This is a genomic window from Bacillus sp. 22190 (assembly GCF_052045575.1).
GTDB classification, from domain to species: domain Bacteria; phylum Bacillota; class Bacilli; order Bacillales; family Bacillaceae; genus Bacillus; species Bacillus altitudinis.
Map to the genome: position 1 here is coordinate 45,738 of NZ_JBQEPF010000012.1, position 16,843 is coordinate 62,580.

Below are 16,843 nucleotides of genomic sequence, written 5' to 3' on the forward strand. Positions count from 1 at the left end.
AAAAGAGCGAACATGATTACACATGTTCGCTTTTTGTCTGTTGTTCCGCCAGTCGATGACGGTTGAACGAATACCTGATCAACATCAACGCAGCAAAACTAGCTAACCCGCCAATCCAACTTAAATTCGTTACATTTGTATACTGTATAATCACACCGCCAATAGACGATCCAAGCATCATGCCGATATTCATAATTGCTGTATTAAAGCTCAGCACGGTTTCTGATGTTTCGGGTTTTAGGGAGATGAGATAAAATTGCTTGGCTGGTGTTGTTGTCCATGTGGCGGTGCCCCAAATGGCGAGCGTGATGAAGACGCCAACTACTGAAAATTGTGTAAAGGATAATGCAAAGAGCATGAGCATCTGAACCGTGATGCTGATTGAAATGGTTCGGTTTGGTCCCCATTGATCGACAGCGTATCCACCAAAGCGCGAGCCAATAAAAGCGGAGATGCCTAAGACAAGCAAGGCAATGCTTGTCAGTTCAAGTGTAAATCCGGATGTCTGTCGCAATAATGGCGAAATGTAAGCAAATACCATCGTGTACCCTAAAATCCAAAAGGCTGTCGTGGCTAATCCGCTTAACACCCTACGGTCTTGAAGAATTTGAATTTGCTGTTTGAATGGTACATGGGAATGTCCCTCCATAGGCGGTAATAATCGATACAGAAGAAACAAGAGACAAGCGGTCCCTAATGCAATGATGAGAAAAATGGCATGCCAATCTACATATCCTGCTAAAAATGTTCCAATCGGTACACCGAGTACTAGTGAAACTGTAAATCCAGTGATCACCGTGGCCATCGCACTCCCCTTTTTTTCTGGCGGGGCGAGCTGCGCTGCGTAATTTGTTGCGAGCACAATATATAAGCCGCCACTCATGGCCATGATGACCCGCGAGAGCATGAGCAGCATAAAGTGATGGCTAAAAAAGGCGAGCACATTCCCTGCTATAAACATGGAAATTGCCGATAAAAGAACCTTTTTTCGATTCAATTTTGATGTGGCCATGACTAAAAAGAGGGCACCCACGGCATAAAAAAGAGAATAGATGGTGATGAGCTGTCCCGCAACCGGGATGGAGATGCGCAGATCGTCAGAAATGATGTCCAGTATGCCTGATACGACGAATTCTGAAGTGCCTGTGACGAAAGAACCGACGGCTAAAAGAAATATGAGCAATGGATAAGATGTACTTTTCATTTTGAACCCTTCCTTTATGTTGAAACGTTGTATTTATTTTAAATTCCGTGCTAACATAAGTAAAATTGATGTTTTTCATGAAAGGGATGAGTGAATACTCATGAGCTTTGTTCGATTCGAGACGATGGCTAAGGTGGTCGAGCTAGGCAGTTTTACTGCTGCAGCTGAAGCATTAAATATGACACAGTCTGCCGTGAGTCATGCGGTGGCAAGTTTAGAGACGGAGTGGGGCGTGTCTTTATTCGTGCGTGACCGAAAAAAGGGCATCACGCTGACAGATACCGGTGAAACCCTTCTTCCGCATATAAGAGAAGTGCTAAATCGAGTAGAGAAAATTCAGCAGGAAATTGCGCTCACCAAAAATATTGAATCTGGCTTGATTCGGATTGGAACTTTTGCCAGTGCATCCGCTTGTTTATTGCCAAAGCTACTTGTGAGCTATCAGAAAAAGCATCCAAAGATTGAATTTAAATTCTATGAGGGGACATATGAAGAAATATTGGAGTGGCTCGATTCTGGCATTATTGATGTTGGGTTTGTTGTAAAAGGTAAAGCGGATGAAGCGTTTGATCTATTGCCACTTATGAAAGATAAAATGGTGGTCGCCTATCACGAAAATCATCGTTTTAAGCAGCAGCCAATTGTAGACATGGAAGAATTAGCAGATGAACCATTTATTATGCCAACTGGCATGTATCAATCCCATGTAGAGGATATTTTTTCAGAGGCGCAAATCAAGCCGTCTATTTTATTTGAAGTGCATGATTGTACGACCATTGCCCGCATGGTTGGTGAAGGACTTGGTGTGACGATAGGTCCTGAGTTATTCCTAAAAACGCAGCAACTTGTGCAGATCAGTCATCTGAATGTATCGCATCATCGTGAGGTGGCGCTTGCCTGTCCATCGCTCACGCAAGCTTCTCCTGCTGTGAAGGCATTTTTCGATGTAGCAGAAACGGTTTTTGCCAGAATTCAGTGATGGGTGTATAAAGAACTAGATGTGATTTTCCAAATTCGTGTAATAAGACGAATGAAGCGGACATTTCTTTGAAAAATGTTCGCTTTTTGTATTGTGTTTTAAAAATGAAGTTGGTACAATAGACACAGAAATCAAATAGATAGAAGTCGTATAATGGCGGGGATATGGCCCGCAAGTTTCTACCAAGCTACCGTAAATGGCTTGACTACGTCAATTCACACTCGTTTGATATAAATCATGCATTGTTCTTGTTTGATGTCACGGTCTGAATTCACATTGTAGTCAAGCGTCCCAAAAACTGTTGGGGCGTTTTTTATTTGACTTGTGAATGGGGCAGACTAAAGCAAAAGGACATGAAGGGAGTCAGTTGGCTTTGAAACAGTTTTTTCAGTTTGATGAGTTAGGTACGAATTATCGCAGAGAGATCATCGGCGGTTTAACGACATTTTTGTCGATGGCTTACATCTTGTTTGTCAATCCGATCACACTTGCTTTAGTAGCAGTACCGGATTTTCCAGATAAATTACGAATTGATCAGGGGGCTGTCTTTACAGCTACAGCGTTAGCTTCTGCGGCAGGTTGTTTCCTGATGGGATTGATCGCCAGGTACCCGATTGCAATTGCACCAGGTATGGGACTGAATGCGTTCTTCGCTTTCTCAGTTGTTCTTGGTATGGGAATCTCCTGGCAGGCAGCACTTTCCGGTGTGTTTGTGTCAGGATTGATTTTCGTTGCTCTTTCTTTAACAGGTTTTCGTGAAAAAATCATTAATGCCATTCCATCTGAGCTGAAGCTGGCGGTTGGTGCAGGGATTGGTTTGTTCATTACATTTGTAGGGCTTCAAGGCTCTGGCATTATTGCCAATAACGATAATACGCTTGTATCGATCGGGAATATTCATAGTGGTCCTGTCCTATTAACGGTATTTGGAATCGTTGTGACTGTCATTTTAATGGTTCTTCGTGTGAATGCAGGTGTCTTCATTGGGATGCTTGTGACAGCTATTGCTGGGATGATCCTTGGTCTTGTGCCAGTTCCATCTCAAATTGTAGATAGCATTCCAAGCTTGTCTCCAACCTTTGGTCAAGCCTTGATTCACTTGCCAGACATCTTCTCCATTCAAATGCTTGTGGTTATTTTAACGTTCCTATTCGTTGGATTCTTTGATACAGCTGGTACACTTGTGGCTGTGGCGACACAAGCTGGTTTAATGAAAAATAATGAGCTGCCGCGTGCAGGAAAAGCGCTTCTGGCGGATTCTTCTTCTATCGTCGTCGGTTCTGTTCTTGGTACATCAACGACGACGTCTTATGTTGAATCAAGTTCAGGTGTTGCTGCGGGTGCCCGCTCTGGTTTTGCAGCTGTCGTGACAGGTATTTTCTTCTTACTTGCGATGTTCTTCTCGCCGCTTTTATCTGTCGTGACACCGAATGTAACAGCACCTGCTTTAATCATTGTCGGTGCACTGATGGTAGCACCTCTTGCAAAGATCGCATGGGATCGTTTTGAAATTGCGGTACCGGCCTTCTTAACCATGATTATGATGCCACTCACATATAGTATTGCGACAGGGATTGCAATTGGTTTCATTTTCTACCCGATCACCATGATCTTTAAAGGAAAAGCAAAAGAAGTGCATCCAATTATGTACGGCCTGTTTGTCATCTTTATTCTATATTTTGCTTTCTTAAATCATTAATGGTTTGTCTGAAACAGCAGCTCATGGAGGCTGCTGTTTTTTGTAGGGAAATTTTAAAAACATAGTTGACTTATAGGAATTATGTGTTTATGATAAAAAGACATAATTCGCTGATTGGATCACCAAAGGCGCTTTGATTTCCTTTTTTCTATAGAAGGGTTCAGAGTGCCTTTTTTCTTGCATTCATCATAACGGGAGGGGATGACTTGTCACGCTGGCTTAGGCAGGTGATTGAGCGGAAAAAGCAGGTATTGATTGAGCAGCTCCTTTTATGGGGGCATGAAGAAAAACATGAAGCGCTCATGCATTATACGATTCATGAGCTGGAAAATGAGGTTCTCTATTTAAAAGAGCGCAAGCAAAATTAGTGGGATGGGGGATGAGCGATGGATGAACAAAAGCTGAATTTTATTTTATCTGCCTTAAAAGGGATTGAATACGGGTCGGTGGTGATCACCATTCATAATGGACAAATTACACAAGTCGATACGACAGAAAAGACTCGTTTCCCGGCACACCAGGAGAATCTTCGGATTCAGAAAGCAAAGCAGGGGCGCTATCGTTCATGAAAAGTGATGAAAGATGATGAAAAGCTGATCCAGTCATCAGCTTTTTTGTTTTGTCTTATTTTCTCTCCATTTAAAACCTCTTCATTCTTTTATCCGTCTATTCGTATGAACGTCAAGGAATCTTGACTGAATAGAGAGACTCCGCTACTTTAATAGGAGTCATTCGGACAGGTCACTTGAGCCTGTGCGGATTGTCTGAGATAGGAGTTGATATGGGATGTTAGAGAAAGATCAAGAGCAGGTCACATCTGAAACGAAAAACGAAAACGAAGAGCCATCAATAGATCAAGAAACGAGGCAGTCCCGCCTCAGCCGCAGTGCTGCAAAACGAGGAAGAACGGCTAAGCCAGCTGATGAAGAGCGTTCAGCAATTCAGCGCATTGCAAGAGGTGTAGGAGGTGCGTTTAAGCGCTATGGCTCATATGGGCTCGCGATGTTAAAATCACCGAGTCGTGCGATCCATCAAGCGGACACTTTACGCATGAAGTACGCCTGGATTTCAATTGTGTTGTTCAGTGTGTTTTTTGCTTTAGGCAACTACGTTCAATTAAAGGCGTCAAAGACCCGTTTATTAGGTTTTGGTATTCATTATTCTTTTGGTGACGCCTTTTTAAAGGTAGCGGTCTTTACACTCATTTTGTTGACACTGATGATGCTGACGGTTTGGGTGCTCGGTAAGTACATGCTGAAAGGAAACATCTCGCTGAAAGAAGTGATCATGAAGTTCGGTGCCGTGCTTGTGCCGGTTTTGGTTTTATCTATCCTTTGGCTTGTATTTGCCATGCTGAATATTCCATATGTAACGGTGATTTTATCCGTCATGATGTTTTTCGGTCTTCAGCTGATTGCCATTGTGCTCTTCCGCTCCATTCAATCAGATCAAGATGCTGTACGGGGAGACTTGATGTATGCCGGCTGGGTCTTTTTGTTGATTGAGCTCGTCATCATTGCCCTTTTATGGGGCATTGTCGGAGAGTATTTGATCCCATCACTTGTTCCAGTTCGGTTTGGATAAAACACGTTTCAGCGTGTACTCGGTCTTTTTAAAATTCAAAGGCCTTCTATCACGCTGAAAAAAGACAAAGGGTTAAAATAAAGTATATTTTAGCCCTTTATCAACCATCTAAAGCCTCCTTTTGAAAAAGGAGGTTTTTCATGTTGAGAAGAGGAAAAAACGGGTAAACTCTTGGTAACAAAGACCACCCCTTGTTGTCGAAAGATATATGTGTTTTTCTCGCGCAAATTTGATTGTATCAAGGTTTGTTCTCTAGTAGAATATGGGGTGCTTTATTTGATTTTTAGTGCAGGGGGTTCGAATCGTGCTTCAACAACTTTTATCCAATGCGTTCACCATGGTTTTGATTATTTTAGTGATTAACATTGTCTATGTCTCTTTTTCCACTATGCGTTTAATTTTAACAATGAAAGGCAGAAGGTATGCAGCCGCTTTTGCTGGTACTGTCGAGATGCTGATTTATGTCATTGGTTTGAGTATCGTATTAGATAACTTAGATCAAGTACAAAATGTCATTGCGTATGCGCTAGGTTATGGAATTGGAATCATTGTCGGGATGAAAATTGAAGAGAAGCTGGCACTTGGCTACATTACTGTGAACGTGATTACAAAAGAAATCGATCTAGATCTCCCAAAACAATTGAGAGAAAAAGGATATGGCGTCACCAACTGGGTAGTAGGAGGTCTTGAAGGAGACCGGTCAGCGATGCAAATTTTAACACCGAGAAAATATGAACTGCAATTATATGAAACGATTAAAACGCTTGATTCAAAGGCGTTTATCATTTCGTATGAGCCCAAAACGATTCATGGCGGCTTCTGGGTGAAGGCTGTGAAGAAAAGGAGAATTAAAGAATGACCGCAAAACCAAAGAAAAAGAAATTCTACGTGGAAGACAACATGACGATTGAACAAGTGTTGTCCCAGATGGCAGAGGAAGGCTACTCACCTGTCCGACGAATGGAGGAGCCCATCTTTCAGGAAAAGAAGGAAAATGGGTCGATTCAGATCATTCCGATTGGGAAAAAAATCGTATTTGAGGGAAAAATACTCTAAATCCGAACATTAAAACGACGACTTCATAGATTGTTCGATAAATCCGTTGACATCATGAACATCCGTTGTTAAGATAAACATGAAATCAAAACACGAGCCTCATATAATCTTGGGAATATGGCCCATAAGTTTCTACCCAGTTACCGTAAATGACTGGACTATGCAGGATAGTGAACAAAACTGACATGGCGTTTTAAAAGCGAACAGCGCTTACCATGGCCCGGTTTGTGTTGCTTCCTAACAATGCAATACAAACCGGGCCTTTTTGTTCGGCGTTTGACAAGCTACTTAGGTTTGGGAAGCGTGTCAAACGGTACAAAATCGAATAATAGCTTAAAGGTGGGGACAAAATGAAGCCGCTTGTAGGTGTCATCATGGGAAGTACATCTGATTGGGAAACAATGAAACATGCGTGCGATATCTTAGAGGAATTAAACATTCCGTATGAAAAACAGGTTGTATCCGCACATCGGACACCTGATTTGATGTTTGAATATGCGACTGAAGCAAGAGGTAAAGGACTCAAGGTCATTATTGCCGGTGCTGGAGGCGCAGCACATTTACCGGGGATGGTCGCAGCAAAAACGACACTGCCGGTCATTGGTGTGCCCGTACAATCAAAAGCATTAAACGGGCTGGATTCCTTATTATCCATCGTTCAAATGCCAGGCGGTGTACCTGTTGCCACAGTGGCAATCGGCAAAGCCGGTGCAACAAATGCAGGGCTTCTAGCTGCACAAATGATTTCAGCATTCGATGAAGCCGTTGCAGCACGCCTTGAAGAAAGAAGAGAGCAAACAAAACAAACTGTATTAGAAAGCAGTGATCAGCTTGGCTAAGCAGACCATTTTTCCAAACGCAACCATTGGTATCATCGGCGGCGGACAGCTTGGCAGATACATGGCCGTCAGTGCAAAGCAAATGGGCTACCGGGCAGCAGTCCTTGACCCTGTCACACTTTCTCCTTGTGGACAGGTTGCTGATACAGAAATCACAGCCGCATACAGTGACCTTGAAGCGATCAGGCAGCTGGCGGACATCAGCGATGTGGTCACATATGAATTTGAAAATATTGATTATGATGCACTCAATCAGCTGAAGGAAGAGGCGTATTTACCGCAAGGAAGCGAACTCCTTCTTTTAACCCAAAACCGTGAAACGGAGAAAAAAGGGATTGTAGATGCAGGCTGTGAAGTCGCCCCTTATCGCATCGTTCATGATGAGAAGGAGCTGAAAGATGCAGTAAATGCGCTTGGTTTGCCAGCTGTGCTGAAAACATGCAGAGGCGGTTACGACGGTAAAGGACAGTACGTCATCAAAGAGAAGGATCAGCTTCATGAAGCGGCTGCACTTCTTACGCATGGAACGTGCATTTTAGAAAGCTGGGTTCCTTTCCAAATGGAACTGTCCGTGATTGTGACGCGGTCTGTTCATGGGGAAATTGCGACATTCCCAGTCGCTGAGAACATTCATAAGCACAATATTTTATTCCAAAGCATCGTGCCTGCACGGGTAGATGGCAGCATTCAGGAGAAAGCAAAAGAGCTGGCAACAACGCTTGCTGAAAAGCTAGGGCTGGTCGGTACGCTTGCTGTTGAACTGTTCCTGACAAATGAAGGGAAGCTGCTCGTCAATGAACTGGCACCGCGCCCGCATAACTCTGGACATTACACATTGGATTTATGTGAGACGAGTCAGTTTGAACAGCACATTCGCGCCATATGCGGTTTGCCGCTTGGCGGAACAGCTCTTTTATCAGAGGGTATGATGGTGAATTTGCTGGGCGATGAAGTGGACATCCCAAAAGAACATCCTGAGCTTTTAAAGGAAGCGAAGCTTTATCTATATGGCAAACATGAAGTAAAAGCCGGCCGCAAAATGGGGCATATGACATTTATGAAACAGCTTGATGATGAATGGATGGCAAACATCACAAAGATATGGACTGAAAGAGATGGAGGAAACGGGAAATGATCGAACGTTACGCACGACCAGAAATGTCAGCAATCTGGACAGAGGAAAACAAATTTAATGCATGGCTTGAAGTAGAAATTCTCGCTTGTGAAGCTTGGGCAGAACTTGGCGTCATTCCGAAAGAAGACGTTGTGACTATGCGTAAGAATGCAAGCTTTGATATTGATCGTATTCTAGAGATTGAACAAGACACGCGCCACGACGTGGTTGCCTTTACGCGTGCTGTATCTGAATCTCTAGGAGAAGAAAGAAAGTGGGTTCATTACGGGTTAACATCTACAGACGTAGTGGATACGGCGCTTTCATATCTATTAAAACAGGCGAACGATATTTTGCTCAAGGACATTGAGAGATTTGTTGACATACTAAAAGAAAAAGCAAAAGAGCACAAATATACCGTCATGATGGGCCGTACACACGGTGTACACGCTGAACCGACAACATTTGGCCTAAAGCTTGGTCTTTGGTACGAGGAAATGAAGCGTAACTTAGAACGTTTTAAACAAGCAAAAGCCGGCATCGAATACGGCAAAATCTCTGGTGCTGTTGGCACATATGCGAACATCGACCCGTTTGTTGAGCAATATGTATGTGAGAAACTTGGCATCAAAGCTGCACCAATTTCAACCCAAACCTTGCAGCGTGACCGTCATGCAGATTACATGGCAACCCTTGCTTTAGTTGCAACAAGCATTGAGAAATTTGCTGTTGAAATTCGTGGTCTTCAAAAGAGTGAAACGCGTGAAGTAGAAGAATTCTTTGCAAAAGGACAAAAGGGATCATCAGCGATGCCGCATAAACGAAACCCAATCGGTTCTGAAAATATGACGGGAATTGCTCGCGTCATCCGTGGTTATATGCTGACTGCTTATGAAAATGTACCACTTTGGCATGAGCGTGATATTTCTCATTCATCTGCTGAACGCATCATTTTACCAGATGCAACGATTGCACTGAACTATATGCTGAACCGTTTCTCTAATATTGTGAAGAACTTGACGGTCTTCCCTGAGAATATGAAACGCAACATGGACCGCACACTTGGCTTGATCTACTCTCAGCGTGTTCTGCTTGCACTCATTGATACAGGTATGGCACGTGAAGAAGCATATGACACGGTTCAGCCAAAGGCGATGGAAGCTTGGGAGAAACAAGTACCATTCCGTACATTAGTAGAAGCAGAAGAGAAAATCACTTCACGCTTAACACCTGAACAAATCGCTGACTGCTTCGATTACAACTATCACTTGAAAAATGTCGATATGATTTTCGAACGTCTAGGTCTTGCGTAAGAAATGGGCCGCCTGCTAGTCAGGCGCCTAATCCTGAAAATTGCCAACATTCAAATTAGGAGGCCAATCTGAATGACTGTGAAACAAGAACTTCTCTACGAAGGCAAAGCGAAAAGAATCTATCAGACCGATGACGAGCATATTTTATATGTTGAATATAAAGACTCAGCTACAGCATTTAACGGTGAAAAGAAAGCGGAAATTGAAGGCAAAGGCAGACTGAATAACGAAATTTCCAGCTTGATTTTTCAAATGCTACATGAGAAAGGAATCAACAATCACTTTGTGAAACGCCTATCTGAAACAGAACAGCTCATTCAAAAGGTAGACATCGTACCGCTTGAAGTCGTTGTGCGAAACGTGGTGGCAGGCAGTATGTCAAAACGTCTTGGGATTCCAGAGGGAACGAAACTGGACACACCTTTGATCGAGTTTTACTACAAAGATGATGCACTCGGCGATCCGCTCATTACAGAAGATCATATTCGCATTTTACATGCAGCGACACCTGAACAGGTCGAGGAAATGAAACAAATCACAAGACAAGTGAATGAAGAATTGAAGCAAATCTTCTCAGATTGCCATGTGAATTTAATTGATTTCAAGCTTGAATTCGGAATAGATCACGAGAATCGTATTTTGCTAGCTGATGAGATTTCACCTGATACGTGCAGGCTTTGGGACAAAGATACAAACGAAAAGCTTGATAAAGACGTGTTCAGACGAAACCTGGGCGGCTTAACAAATGCATACGAAGAAATTTTCAAAAGACTTGGAGGCCATAAACATGTATAAAGTGAAAATTTTTGTCAGCTTAAAAGAGAGCGTTCTTGATCCACAAGGAAGTGCCGTGCAGCACGCTTTGCACAGCATGTCTTATCAGGAAGTAAAGGATGTCCGTATCGGGAAATATATGGAGCTAGTCATTGAGAAATCAGAACGTGACTTAGATACAGTGGTCAAAGAAATGTGTGAAAAATTGCTTGCCAACACGGTGATTGAAGATTACCGCTATGAGGTGGAGGAGGTTGTCGCACAGTGAAGTTTGCAGTGATCGTCTTGCCTGGCTCTAACTGTGATATCGATATGTATCATGCGATTCAAGATGAGTTAGGTGAACAAGTTGAATATGTATGGCACGACGAAACGAGTCTTGATGGTTTTGACGGTGTACTCGTACCAGGCGGTTTCTCTTATGGGGATTACTTAAGATGCGGTGCGATTGCTCGTTTTTCTAACATCATGCCGGCTGTGAAAAAAGCAGCTGCGGAAGGAAAACCTGTTCTTGGTGTTTGTAACGGGTTCCAAATTCTTCAGGAGCTTGGCATTTTGCCAGGTGCAATGAGACGGAATAAAGATCTAAAATTTATCTGTCGTCCAGTTGAACTCATTGTAGAGAACAACGAAACGCAATTTACAAGCGGTTATCAAAAAGGTGAATCGATTACGATTCCTGTAGCACACGGAGAAGGCAACTTCTACTGTGACGAAGACACGTTAGCGAAGCTGATTGAACGAGGCCAAATCGCTTTCACTTACGGTGACGATATTAATGGCAGTGTGAATCGAATTGCAGGTGTAACGAATGAACAGGGCAATGTACTCGGCATGATGCCGCACCCTGAGCGCGCAGTTGATTCATTACTAGGCAGCGCAGACGGACTTAAATTGTTTCAATCTATCGTGAAAAATTGGAGGGACACTCATGTCACTACTGCTTGAACCAAGTCACAAGCAAATTAAAGAAGAGAAATTGTATCAGCAAATGGGATTGAGTGATGAAGAATTCGCTTTAATCGAATCCATTATTGGCAGGCTGCCAAACTACACAGAAACGGGTATCTTTTCTGTCATGTGGTCAGAGCATTGTAGTTATAAAAACTCAAAGCCTGTTTTAAGCAAATTCCCGACAAAAGGAGAGCATGTTCTTCAAGGTCCTGGGGAAGGCGCTGGAATCGTTGATATTGGAGACAACCAAGCGGTTGTATTTAAAATCGAATCACATAACCATCCATCTGCAATTGAACCGTATCAAGGAGCGGCAACAGGTGTTGGCGGAATCATCCGTGATGTATTCTCCATGGGTGCTCGTCCAATTGCGGTATTAAACTCTCTTCGTTTTGGTGAACTGACTTCACCGCGCGTGAAGTACTTGTTTGAAGAAGTAGTGGCAGGGATTGCAGGCTATGGAAACTGTATCGGTATTCCAACAGTCGGCGGAGAAGTTCATTTTGATCAAAGCTATGAAGGCAACCCGCTCGTTAACGCGATGTGTGTAGGGTTAATCAACCACGAAGACATCAAGAAAGGGCAGGCAAAAGGTGTTGGCAATACGGTCATGTACGTTGGTGCTAAAACGGGACGTGACGGGATTCACGGTGCAACATTTGCGTCTGAAGAATTTTCTGATGAATCAGAAGAAAAACGTTCAGCGGTTCAAGTCGGCGATCCGTTCATGGAAAAGCTTTTGCTTGAAGCATGTCTTGAAGTCATCAAAAATGATGCGCTTGTGGGCATTCAAGATATGGGAGCGGCTGGCTTAACTAGCTCAAGTGCAGAGATGGCAAGTAAAGCCGGTTCAGGTATCGAAATGAACCTAGACCTGATCCCTCAGCGTGAAACAGGCATGTCAGCGTATGAAATGATGCTGTCTGAATCCCAAGAGAGAATGCTGTTGGTCATTGAAAAAGGCCGTGAACAAGAAATCATTGATATTTTTGAAAAATACGATCTTGAAGCAGTCTCAGTCGGTCATGTGACAGATGATAAAATGCTTCGTTTACTCCATCAAGGAGAAGTAGTGTGTGAGCTTCCAGTTGATGCACTTGCAGAAGAAGCACCGGTTTATCACAAGCCGTCAAGTGAGCCTGCATACTATCGTGAGTTTTTAGAAACAAAAGTGGAAGCTCCAGCGATCACAGATGCAGCAGATACATTGAAACAGCTGTTAAAGCAGCCAACGATTGCGAGTAAAGAATGGGTTTACGATCAATACGACTATATGGTTCGTACAAACACTGTCGTTGCACCTGGCTCTGATGCGGGCGTGCTCAGAATCCGTGGGACGAAAAAAGCTCTTGCGATGACAACAGATTGTAACGCACGTTATCTCTACCTTGATCCAGAAGTTGGCGGGAAAATCGCCGTCGCAGAAGCAGCACGTAACATTGTCTGCTCAGGCGCTCGTCCGCTTGCAGTAACAGATAACTTGAACTTCGGTAACCCGGAGAAACCAGAAATCTTCTGGCAGATTGAAAAGTCTGCTGACGGCATTAGCGAAGCTTGCCGTACATTAAGCACACCGGTCATCGGCGGTAACGTTTCTTTATATAACGAGTCAAATGGAACGGCCATTTACCCAACGCCAGTTATTGGCATGGTTGGTTTGATTGAAGATACAGCTCATATTACGACTCAATCGTTCCAACAGGCAGGCGATGTGATTTTCGTCATTGGTGAAACGAAGGAAGAATTCGCAGGCAGTGAGCTTCAAAAAATGACAGAAGGCCGTATCTACGGAAAAGCACCCGAAATTGATTTGGATGTAGAACTGGCGCGTCAAGAAGCCCTTTTAGCAGCGATTCAAAACGGACTTGTTCAGTCAGCACATGATGTGTCTGAAGGCGGTCTTGGTGTAGCTCTAGCTGAAAGTACATTTGGAACAGATGGTCTTGGCGCTGATATCCAGCTCGATCTAAACAGCGCTGCATCACTATTCAGTGAATCACAGTCACGTTTTGTCGTCACAGTGAAACCAGAAAACCGCGAAGCGTTTGCTGAGGCTGTGCAAGATGCAAAAGAAGTCGGAACGGTCACAAATGATGGTGTATTCACTGTCAAAAATCAAGAAGGACAACAATGGATTCATGCGGCAGTCAACGAGCTTGAACGCGCATGGAAAGGAGCGATCCCATGCTTGCTGAAATCAGAGGCTTAAACGAAGAATGTGGCGTCTTTGGGGTTTGGGGACACGAAGAAGCCCCGCAAATCACCTATTACGGATTGCATAGCCTTCAGCACCGAGGACAAGAAGGTGCAGGAATTATTGCAACAGACGGTGAAAACCTGACGTCACACAAAGGCCTTGGACTGATTACGGAAGTGTTCCAAAATGGTGAGCTTAAGGATTTAAAGGGAAAAGGTGCGATCGGACACGTTCGGTATGCGACAGCAGGCGGAGGCGGCTTTGAGAATGTGCAACCCCTCTTCTTCCGCTCACAAAACAATGGCAGCCTTGCCCTTGCTCATAATGGAAACTTGGTCAATGCAACGCAATTAAAACAGCAGCTAGAGAACCAAGGAAGTATTTTTCAAACGTCTTCTGATACCGAAGTGCTCGCTCACTTAATTAAGCGTAGCGGATATATGGATTTGAAGGATCAAATCAAAAATGCTCTGTCTATGCTAAAAGGGGCTTATGCTTTCTTAATCATGACGGAAACAGAAATGATCGTAGCGCTTGATCCGAACGGATTACGCCCACTTTCACTTGGTATGCTTGGGGATGCTTATGTTGTCGCTTCTGAAACATGTGCTTTTGATGTCGTCGGTGCTACCTATTTACGAGATGTAGAGCCTGGCGAAATGCTGATCATTAATGATGACGGCTTAAAATCTGAGCGTTTCTCGATGAACATTAACCGCAGCATGTGCAGCATGGAATACATTTATTTCTCAAGACCGGACAGCAATATCAATGGCATCAACGTGCATAGTGCGAGAAAGAATCTTGGCAAGAAGCTTGCAGAAGAAGCACATGTCGAAGCAGATGTCGTGACAGGTGTGCCAGACTCCAGTATTTCTGCAGCGATTGGTTATGCCGAAGCAACAGGTATTCCATATGAGCTAGGTTTAATTAAAAACCGATATGTCGGCCGGACATTTATTCAGCCGTCTCAAGCATTGCGTGAGCAGGGCGTGCGAATGAAGCTGTCTGCTGTGCGCGGGGTGGTCGAAGGCAAACGTGTCGTCATGGTGGATGATTCCATCGTACGCGGAACAACAAGCCGCCGAATTGTGACGATGCTAAGAGAAGCAGGTGCGACGGAAGTGCATGTACGCATTAGTTCACCGCCAATCGCTCATCCGTGTTTTTATGGAATTGATACGTCTACACACGAAGAGCTGATTGCGTCATCTCATTCAGTGGAAGAAATTAGACAGGAGATCGGTGCAGACACCATTGCATTTTTATCTGTAGACGGTTTAATGGACGGGATTGGCAGAAAGTATGATGATCCGCAGCGCGGTCAGTGTTTAGCATGCTTTACTGGAAAATACCCGACCGAAATTTATGAAGATACTGTCCTTCCTCATGTGAAGGAAACAGTCCTGACGAAATAATCGAATAATGGAGCAGCAGTCAACGTGATTTGATATGCTGCTCTTTCATTCTGCCGAAAATACATGGAAGACAAGCAGATAAAAGGAGTGAATGGGATGTCAGAAGCATATAAAAACGCCGGTGTCGACATCGAAGCAGGATACGAAGCCGTTAAACGAATGAAAACACACGTAGAACGTACAAAAAGAGCAGGTGTCATGGGGGCTCTAGGCGGATTTGGCGGGATGTTTGATTTATCTGAACTGCCATATAAAAAGCCCGTACTTGTCTCAGGAACAGATGGTGTTGGTACGAAATTAAAGCTCGCTTTTTTAATGGATCAACACGATACGATCGGTGTAGATGCTGTTGCTATGTGTGTGAACGATGTACTTGCACAAGGGGCAGAGCCGCTCTTTTTCTTAGATTACTTAGCAGTTGGAAAAGCAGATCCTTTGAAAATTGAATCCATCGTCAAAGGTGTAGCTGACGGATGCGAGCAGTCTGGCTCAGCGCTTGTCGGCGGAGAGACAGCAGAAATGCCGGGTCTTTACACAGAAGAAGAATATGATATTGCCGGGTTTTCTGTAGGTGTCGTTGAAAAGGATGAAATCGTCACAGGAGAGAACATCAAGGAAGGGCATTTGCTGATTGGACTCAGCTCTAGCGGAATTCATAGCAATGGCTATTCTCTTGTACGAAAAGTATTGCTTGAAGATGCGGGTCTAGATCTTCACCAAACATATGAACCTTTTACAAGACCACTTGGAGAAGAGCTGCTTGAACCGACGAAGATTTATGTCAAGCCTGTTCTTAAACAAGTGAAAGCTGGCAAGGTTGACGGTATGGCACATGTGACAGGTGGCGGCTTTATTGAGAATTTACCACGTATGCTGCCTGAAGGACTTGGCGTTGAGATTGATAACGGCTCATGGCCAGTTCCGCCTATTTTCTCCTTTATCCAAGAAAAAGGGCAATTAAAAGCAGAAGACATGTTCAATGTATTTAATATGGGCATCGGCTTTGTCTTAGCTGTCAAAGAGGACAATCTTGTAGATGTGATCAGCGGACTGGAACAAGACGGAGAGAAAGCCTTCCTTATCGGACGAGTTCAAAAAGGAGAAGGCGTCACTTTCGGTGGTGGAAGCCTCTCATGAAAAAGTTTGCGATCTTCGCCTCTGGAAGCGGGACAAATTTTCAAGCCATTATTGATACGTTAAAAGAAGAACAGTGGCCGGCAAAAGCCGCCATTGTGATCTGTGATAAACCGGGTGCGAAGGTGCTGGAGCGGGCAGAGAAAGAGGGCATTCCGTCTTTTTCTTTTACGCCGAAGGCTTTCCCAAGTAAAGCCGCTTTTGAGCAAACCATCATTGAACAGCTGAAACTGCATGAAGTGGAATGGATTTTCCTCGCTGGGTATATGCGACTGATCGGCCCGACATTGCTTGATGCATTTAGAGGGAAAATCGTGAATATCCACCCTTCTTTACTGCCAGCATTTCCTGGACTCGATGCGATTGGACAAGCCTATCAAGCAGGAGTCAAAGTGGCTGGCATCACGGTTCATTATGTCGACGAAGGCATGGATACCGGCCCGATTATTGATCAAGCAGCCATTCATATTGAACAAGGGGAAGACCTTGAATCCATTGAAAAAAGAATGCATGAATTAGAACACACACTATATCCAAAAGTGATCAAATCACTTTTAGAATTATCTTAATGAGGTGAC

At 43.8% G+C, this 16,843-nt stretch carries 18 protein-coding genes and 2 riboswitches; of the genes, 17 read left to right on the forward strand and 1 reads right to left on the reverse strand.

Features of this window, described 5'->3' with window-relative positions:
* Positions 1 to 16: 16 nt before the first annotated feature.
* Positions 17 to 1,204: an MFS transporter gene (locus ACTJKA_RS15040; protein ID WP_052320604.1), complete on the reverse strand. Its 1,188-nt coding sequence runs from the start codon at positions 1,202 to 1,204 to the stop codon at positions 17 to 19.
* Between the two features lie 100 nt (positions 1,205 to 1,304).
* On the opposite strand from ACTJKA_RS15040, the gene ACTJKA_RS15045 reads away from it, so the two are divergent.
* From ACTJKA_RS15045 to purN, 17 genes are all read left to right on the forward strand, one after another.
* The gene (locus ACTJKA_RS15045) at positions 1,305 to 2,183 is read left to right on the forward strand and encodes a LysR family transcriptional regulator (protein ID WP_046342856.1); all 879 of its coding nucleotides are present in this window, start codon (positions 1,305 to 1,307) and stop codon (positions 2,181 to 2,183) included.
* A 126-nt stretch (positions 2,184 to 2,309) separates the two neighbouring features.
* Positions 2,310 to 2,411: riboswitch (purine riboswitch) on the forward strand.
* Positions 2,412 to 2,556: 145 nt separating this feature from the next.
* Positions 2,557 to 3,882, forward strand: coding sequence for an NCS2 family permease (locus ACTJKA_RS15050; RefSeq protein ID WP_035703624.1), 1,326 nt, complete (start codon positions 2,557 to 2,559; stop codon positions 3,880 to 3,882).
* Between the two features lie 206 nt (positions 3,883 to 4,088).
* Positions 4,089 to 4,250, forward strand: a complete 162-nt coding sequence (locus tag ACTJKA_RS15055) for a hypothetical protein (RefSeq protein WP_008344307.1) — start codon at positions 4,089 to 4,091, stop codon at positions 4,248 to 4,250.
* Between the two features lie 18 nt (positions 4,251 to 4,268).
* Positions 4,269 to 4,451 carry a YezD family protein gene (locus tag ACTJKA_RS15060; protein ID WP_008344304.1) on the forward strand — a complete coding sequence of 61 codons (183 nt, stop codon included), beginning with the start codon at positions 4,269 to 4,271 and terminating at the stop codon, positions 4,449 to 4,451.
* Between the two features lie 217 nt (positions 4,452 to 4,668).
* Positions 4,669 to 5,466 carry a hypothetical protein gene (locus tag ACTJKA_RS15065; protein ID WP_407968904.1) on the forward strand — a complete coding sequence of 266 codons (798 nt, stop codon included), beginning with the start codon at positions 4,669 to 4,671 and terminating at the stop codon, positions 5,464 to 5,466.
* Positions 5,467 to 5,770: 304 nt separating this feature from the next.
* Positions 5,771 to 6,325, forward strand: coding sequence for a DUF2179 domain-containing protein (locus tag ACTJKA_RS15070; RefSeq protein WP_008344300.1), 555 nt, complete (start codon positions 5,771 to 5,773; stop codon positions 6,323 to 6,325).
* Positions 6,322 to 6,522, forward strand: a complete 201-nt coding sequence (locus tag ACTJKA_RS15075; protein ID WP_017359825.1) for an NETI motif-containing protein — start codon at positions 6,322 to 6,324, stop codon at positions 6,520 to 6,522. Before ACTJKA_RS15070 ends, ACTJKA_RS15075 begins: the two co-directional genes overlap by 4 nt.
* 79 nt (positions 6,523 to 6,601) lie before the next feature.
* A riboswitch (purine riboswitch) is annotated at positions 6,602 to 6,703 on the forward strand.
* Between the two features lie 169 nt (positions 6,704 to 6,872).
* Positions 6,873 to 7,361, forward strand: a complete 489-nt coding sequence (gene purE, locus ACTJKA_RS15080) for a 5-(carboxyamino)imidazole ribonucleotide mutase (protein ID WP_017359824.1) — start codon at positions 6,873 to 6,875, stop codon at positions 7,359 to 7,361.
* Positions 7,354 to 8,496 carry a 5-(carboxyamino)imidazole ribonucleotide synthase gene (gene purK / locus ACTJKA_RS15085; RefSeq protein ID WP_025206860.1) on the forward strand — a complete coding sequence of 381 codons (1,143 nt, stop codon included), beginning with the start codon at positions 7,354 to 7,356 and terminating at the stop codon, positions 8,494 to 8,496. The genes purE and purK overlap by 8 nt, the downstream gene beginning before the upstream one ends.
* On the forward strand, positions 8,493 to 9,788 hold the full coding sequence (gene purB, locus ACTJKA_RS15090; protein ID WP_148780533.1) for an adenylosuccinate lyase: 1,296 nt from the start codon (positions 8,493 to 8,495) through the stop codon (positions 9,786 to 9,788). The genes purK and purB overlap by 4 nt, the downstream gene beginning before the upstream one ends.
* Before the next feature lie 72 nt (positions 9,789 to 9,860).
* Positions 9,861 to 10,583 (forward strand): phosphoribosylaminoimidazolesuccinocarboxamide synthase, encoded by a 723-nt coding sequence (purC, locus tag ACTJKA_RS15095; protein ID WP_007496901.1) that lies wholly within the window; start codon positions 9,861 to 9,863, stop codon positions 10,581 to 10,583.
* Positions 10,576 to 10,830 (forward strand): phosphoribosylformylglycinamidine synthase subunit PurS, encoded by a 255-nt coding sequence (gene purS, locus ACTJKA_RS15100; protein WP_008344293.1) that lies wholly within the window; start codon positions 10,576 to 10,578, stop codon positions 10,828 to 10,830. The genes purC and purS overlap by 8 nt, the downstream gene beginning before the upstream one ends.
* Positions 10,827 to 11,510, forward strand: coding sequence for a phosphoribosylformylglycinamidine synthase subunit PurQ (purQ, locus tag ACTJKA_RS15105; protein WP_008344292.1), 684 nt, complete (start codon positions 10,827 to 10,829; stop codon positions 11,508 to 11,510). The genes purS and purQ overlap by 4 nt, the downstream gene beginning before the upstream one ends.
* Complete coding sequence (purL, locus tag ACTJKA_RS15110; protein ID WP_345912084.1) at positions 11,494 to 13,725, forward strand: phosphoribosylformylglycinamidine synthase subunit PurL; 2,232 nt, start codon at positions 11,494 to 11,496, stop codon at positions 13,723 to 13,725. Before purQ ends, purL begins: the two co-directional genes overlap by 17 nt.
* A complete protein-coding gene (gene purF, locus ACTJKA_RS15115) occupies positions 13,701 to 15,131 on the forward strand; it encodes an amidophosphoribosyltransferase (protein ID WP_039168587.1) in 1,431 nt (476 codons plus the stop codon). The genes purL and purF overlap by 25 nt, the downstream gene beginning before the upstream one ends.
* A gap of 96 nt (positions 15,132 to 15,227) precedes the next feature.
* A complete protein-coding gene (gene purM, locus ACTJKA_RS15120) occupies positions 15,228 to 16,268 on the forward strand; it encodes a phosphoribosylformylglycinamidine cyclo-ligase (RefSeq protein ID WP_216099551.1) in 1,041 nt (346 codons plus the stop codon).
* On the forward strand, positions 16,265 to 16,834 hold the full coding sequence (gene purN, locus ACTJKA_RS15125; RefSeq protein ID WP_008344288.1) for a phosphoribosylglycinamide formyltransferase: 570 nt from the start codon (positions 16,265 to 16,267) through the stop codon (positions 16,832 to 16,834). Before purM ends, purN begins: the two co-directional genes overlap by 4 nt.
* The last annotated feature ends 9 nt before the right edge of the window (positions 16,835 to 16,843 follow it).

Coding starts and splice junctions, on each gene's coding strand:
- purS (WP_008344293.1), top strand. CDS start 10,576: ATGTATAAAGTGAAAATTTTTGTCAGCTTAAAAGAGAGCGTTCTTGAT.
- ACTJKA_RS15045 (WP_046342856.1), top strand. CDS start 1,305: ATGAGCTTTGTTCGATTCGAGACGATGGCTAAGGTGGTCGAGCTAGGC.
- purE (WP_017359824.1), top strand. CDS start 6,873: ATGAAGCCGCTTGTAGGTGTCATCATGGGAAGTACATCTGATTGGGAA.
- purC (WP_007496901.1), top strand. CDS start 9,861: ATGACTGTGAAACAAGAACTTCTCTACGAAGGCAAAGCGAAAAGAATC.
- purL (WP_345912084.1), top strand. CDS start 11,494: ATGTCACTACTGCTTGAACCAAGTCACAAGCAAATTAAAGAAGAGAAA.
- ACTJKA_RS15075 (WP_017359825.1), top strand. CDS start 6,322: ATGACCGCAAAACCAAAGAAAAAGAAATTCTACGTGGAAGACAACATG.
- purM (WP_216099551.1), top strand. CDS start 15,228: ATGTCAGAAGCATATAAAAACGCCGGTGTCGACATCGAAGCAGGATAC.
- purF (WP_039168587.1), top strand. CDS start 13,701: ATGCTTGCTGAAATCAGAGGCTTAAACGAAGAATGTGGCGTCTTTGGG.
- purN (WP_008344288.1), top strand. CDS start 16,265: ATGAAAAAGTTTGCGATCTTCGCCTCTGGAAGCGGGACAAATTTTCAA.
- ACTJKA_RS15065 (WP_407968904.1), top strand. CDS start 4,669: ATGTTAGAGAAAGATCAAGAGCAGGTCACATCTGAAACGAAAAACGAA.
- ACTJKA_RS15040 (WP_052320604.1), bottom strand. CDS start 1,204: ATGAAAAGTACATCTTATCCATTGCTCATATTTCTTTTAGCCGTCGGT.
- ACTJKA_RS15060 (WP_008344304.1), top strand. CDS start 4,269: ATGGATGAACAAAAGCTGAATTTTATTTTATCTGCCTTAAAAGGGATT.
- purB (WP_148780533.1), top strand. CDS start 8,493: ATGATCGAACGTTACGCACGACCAGAAATGTCAGCAATCTGGACAGAG.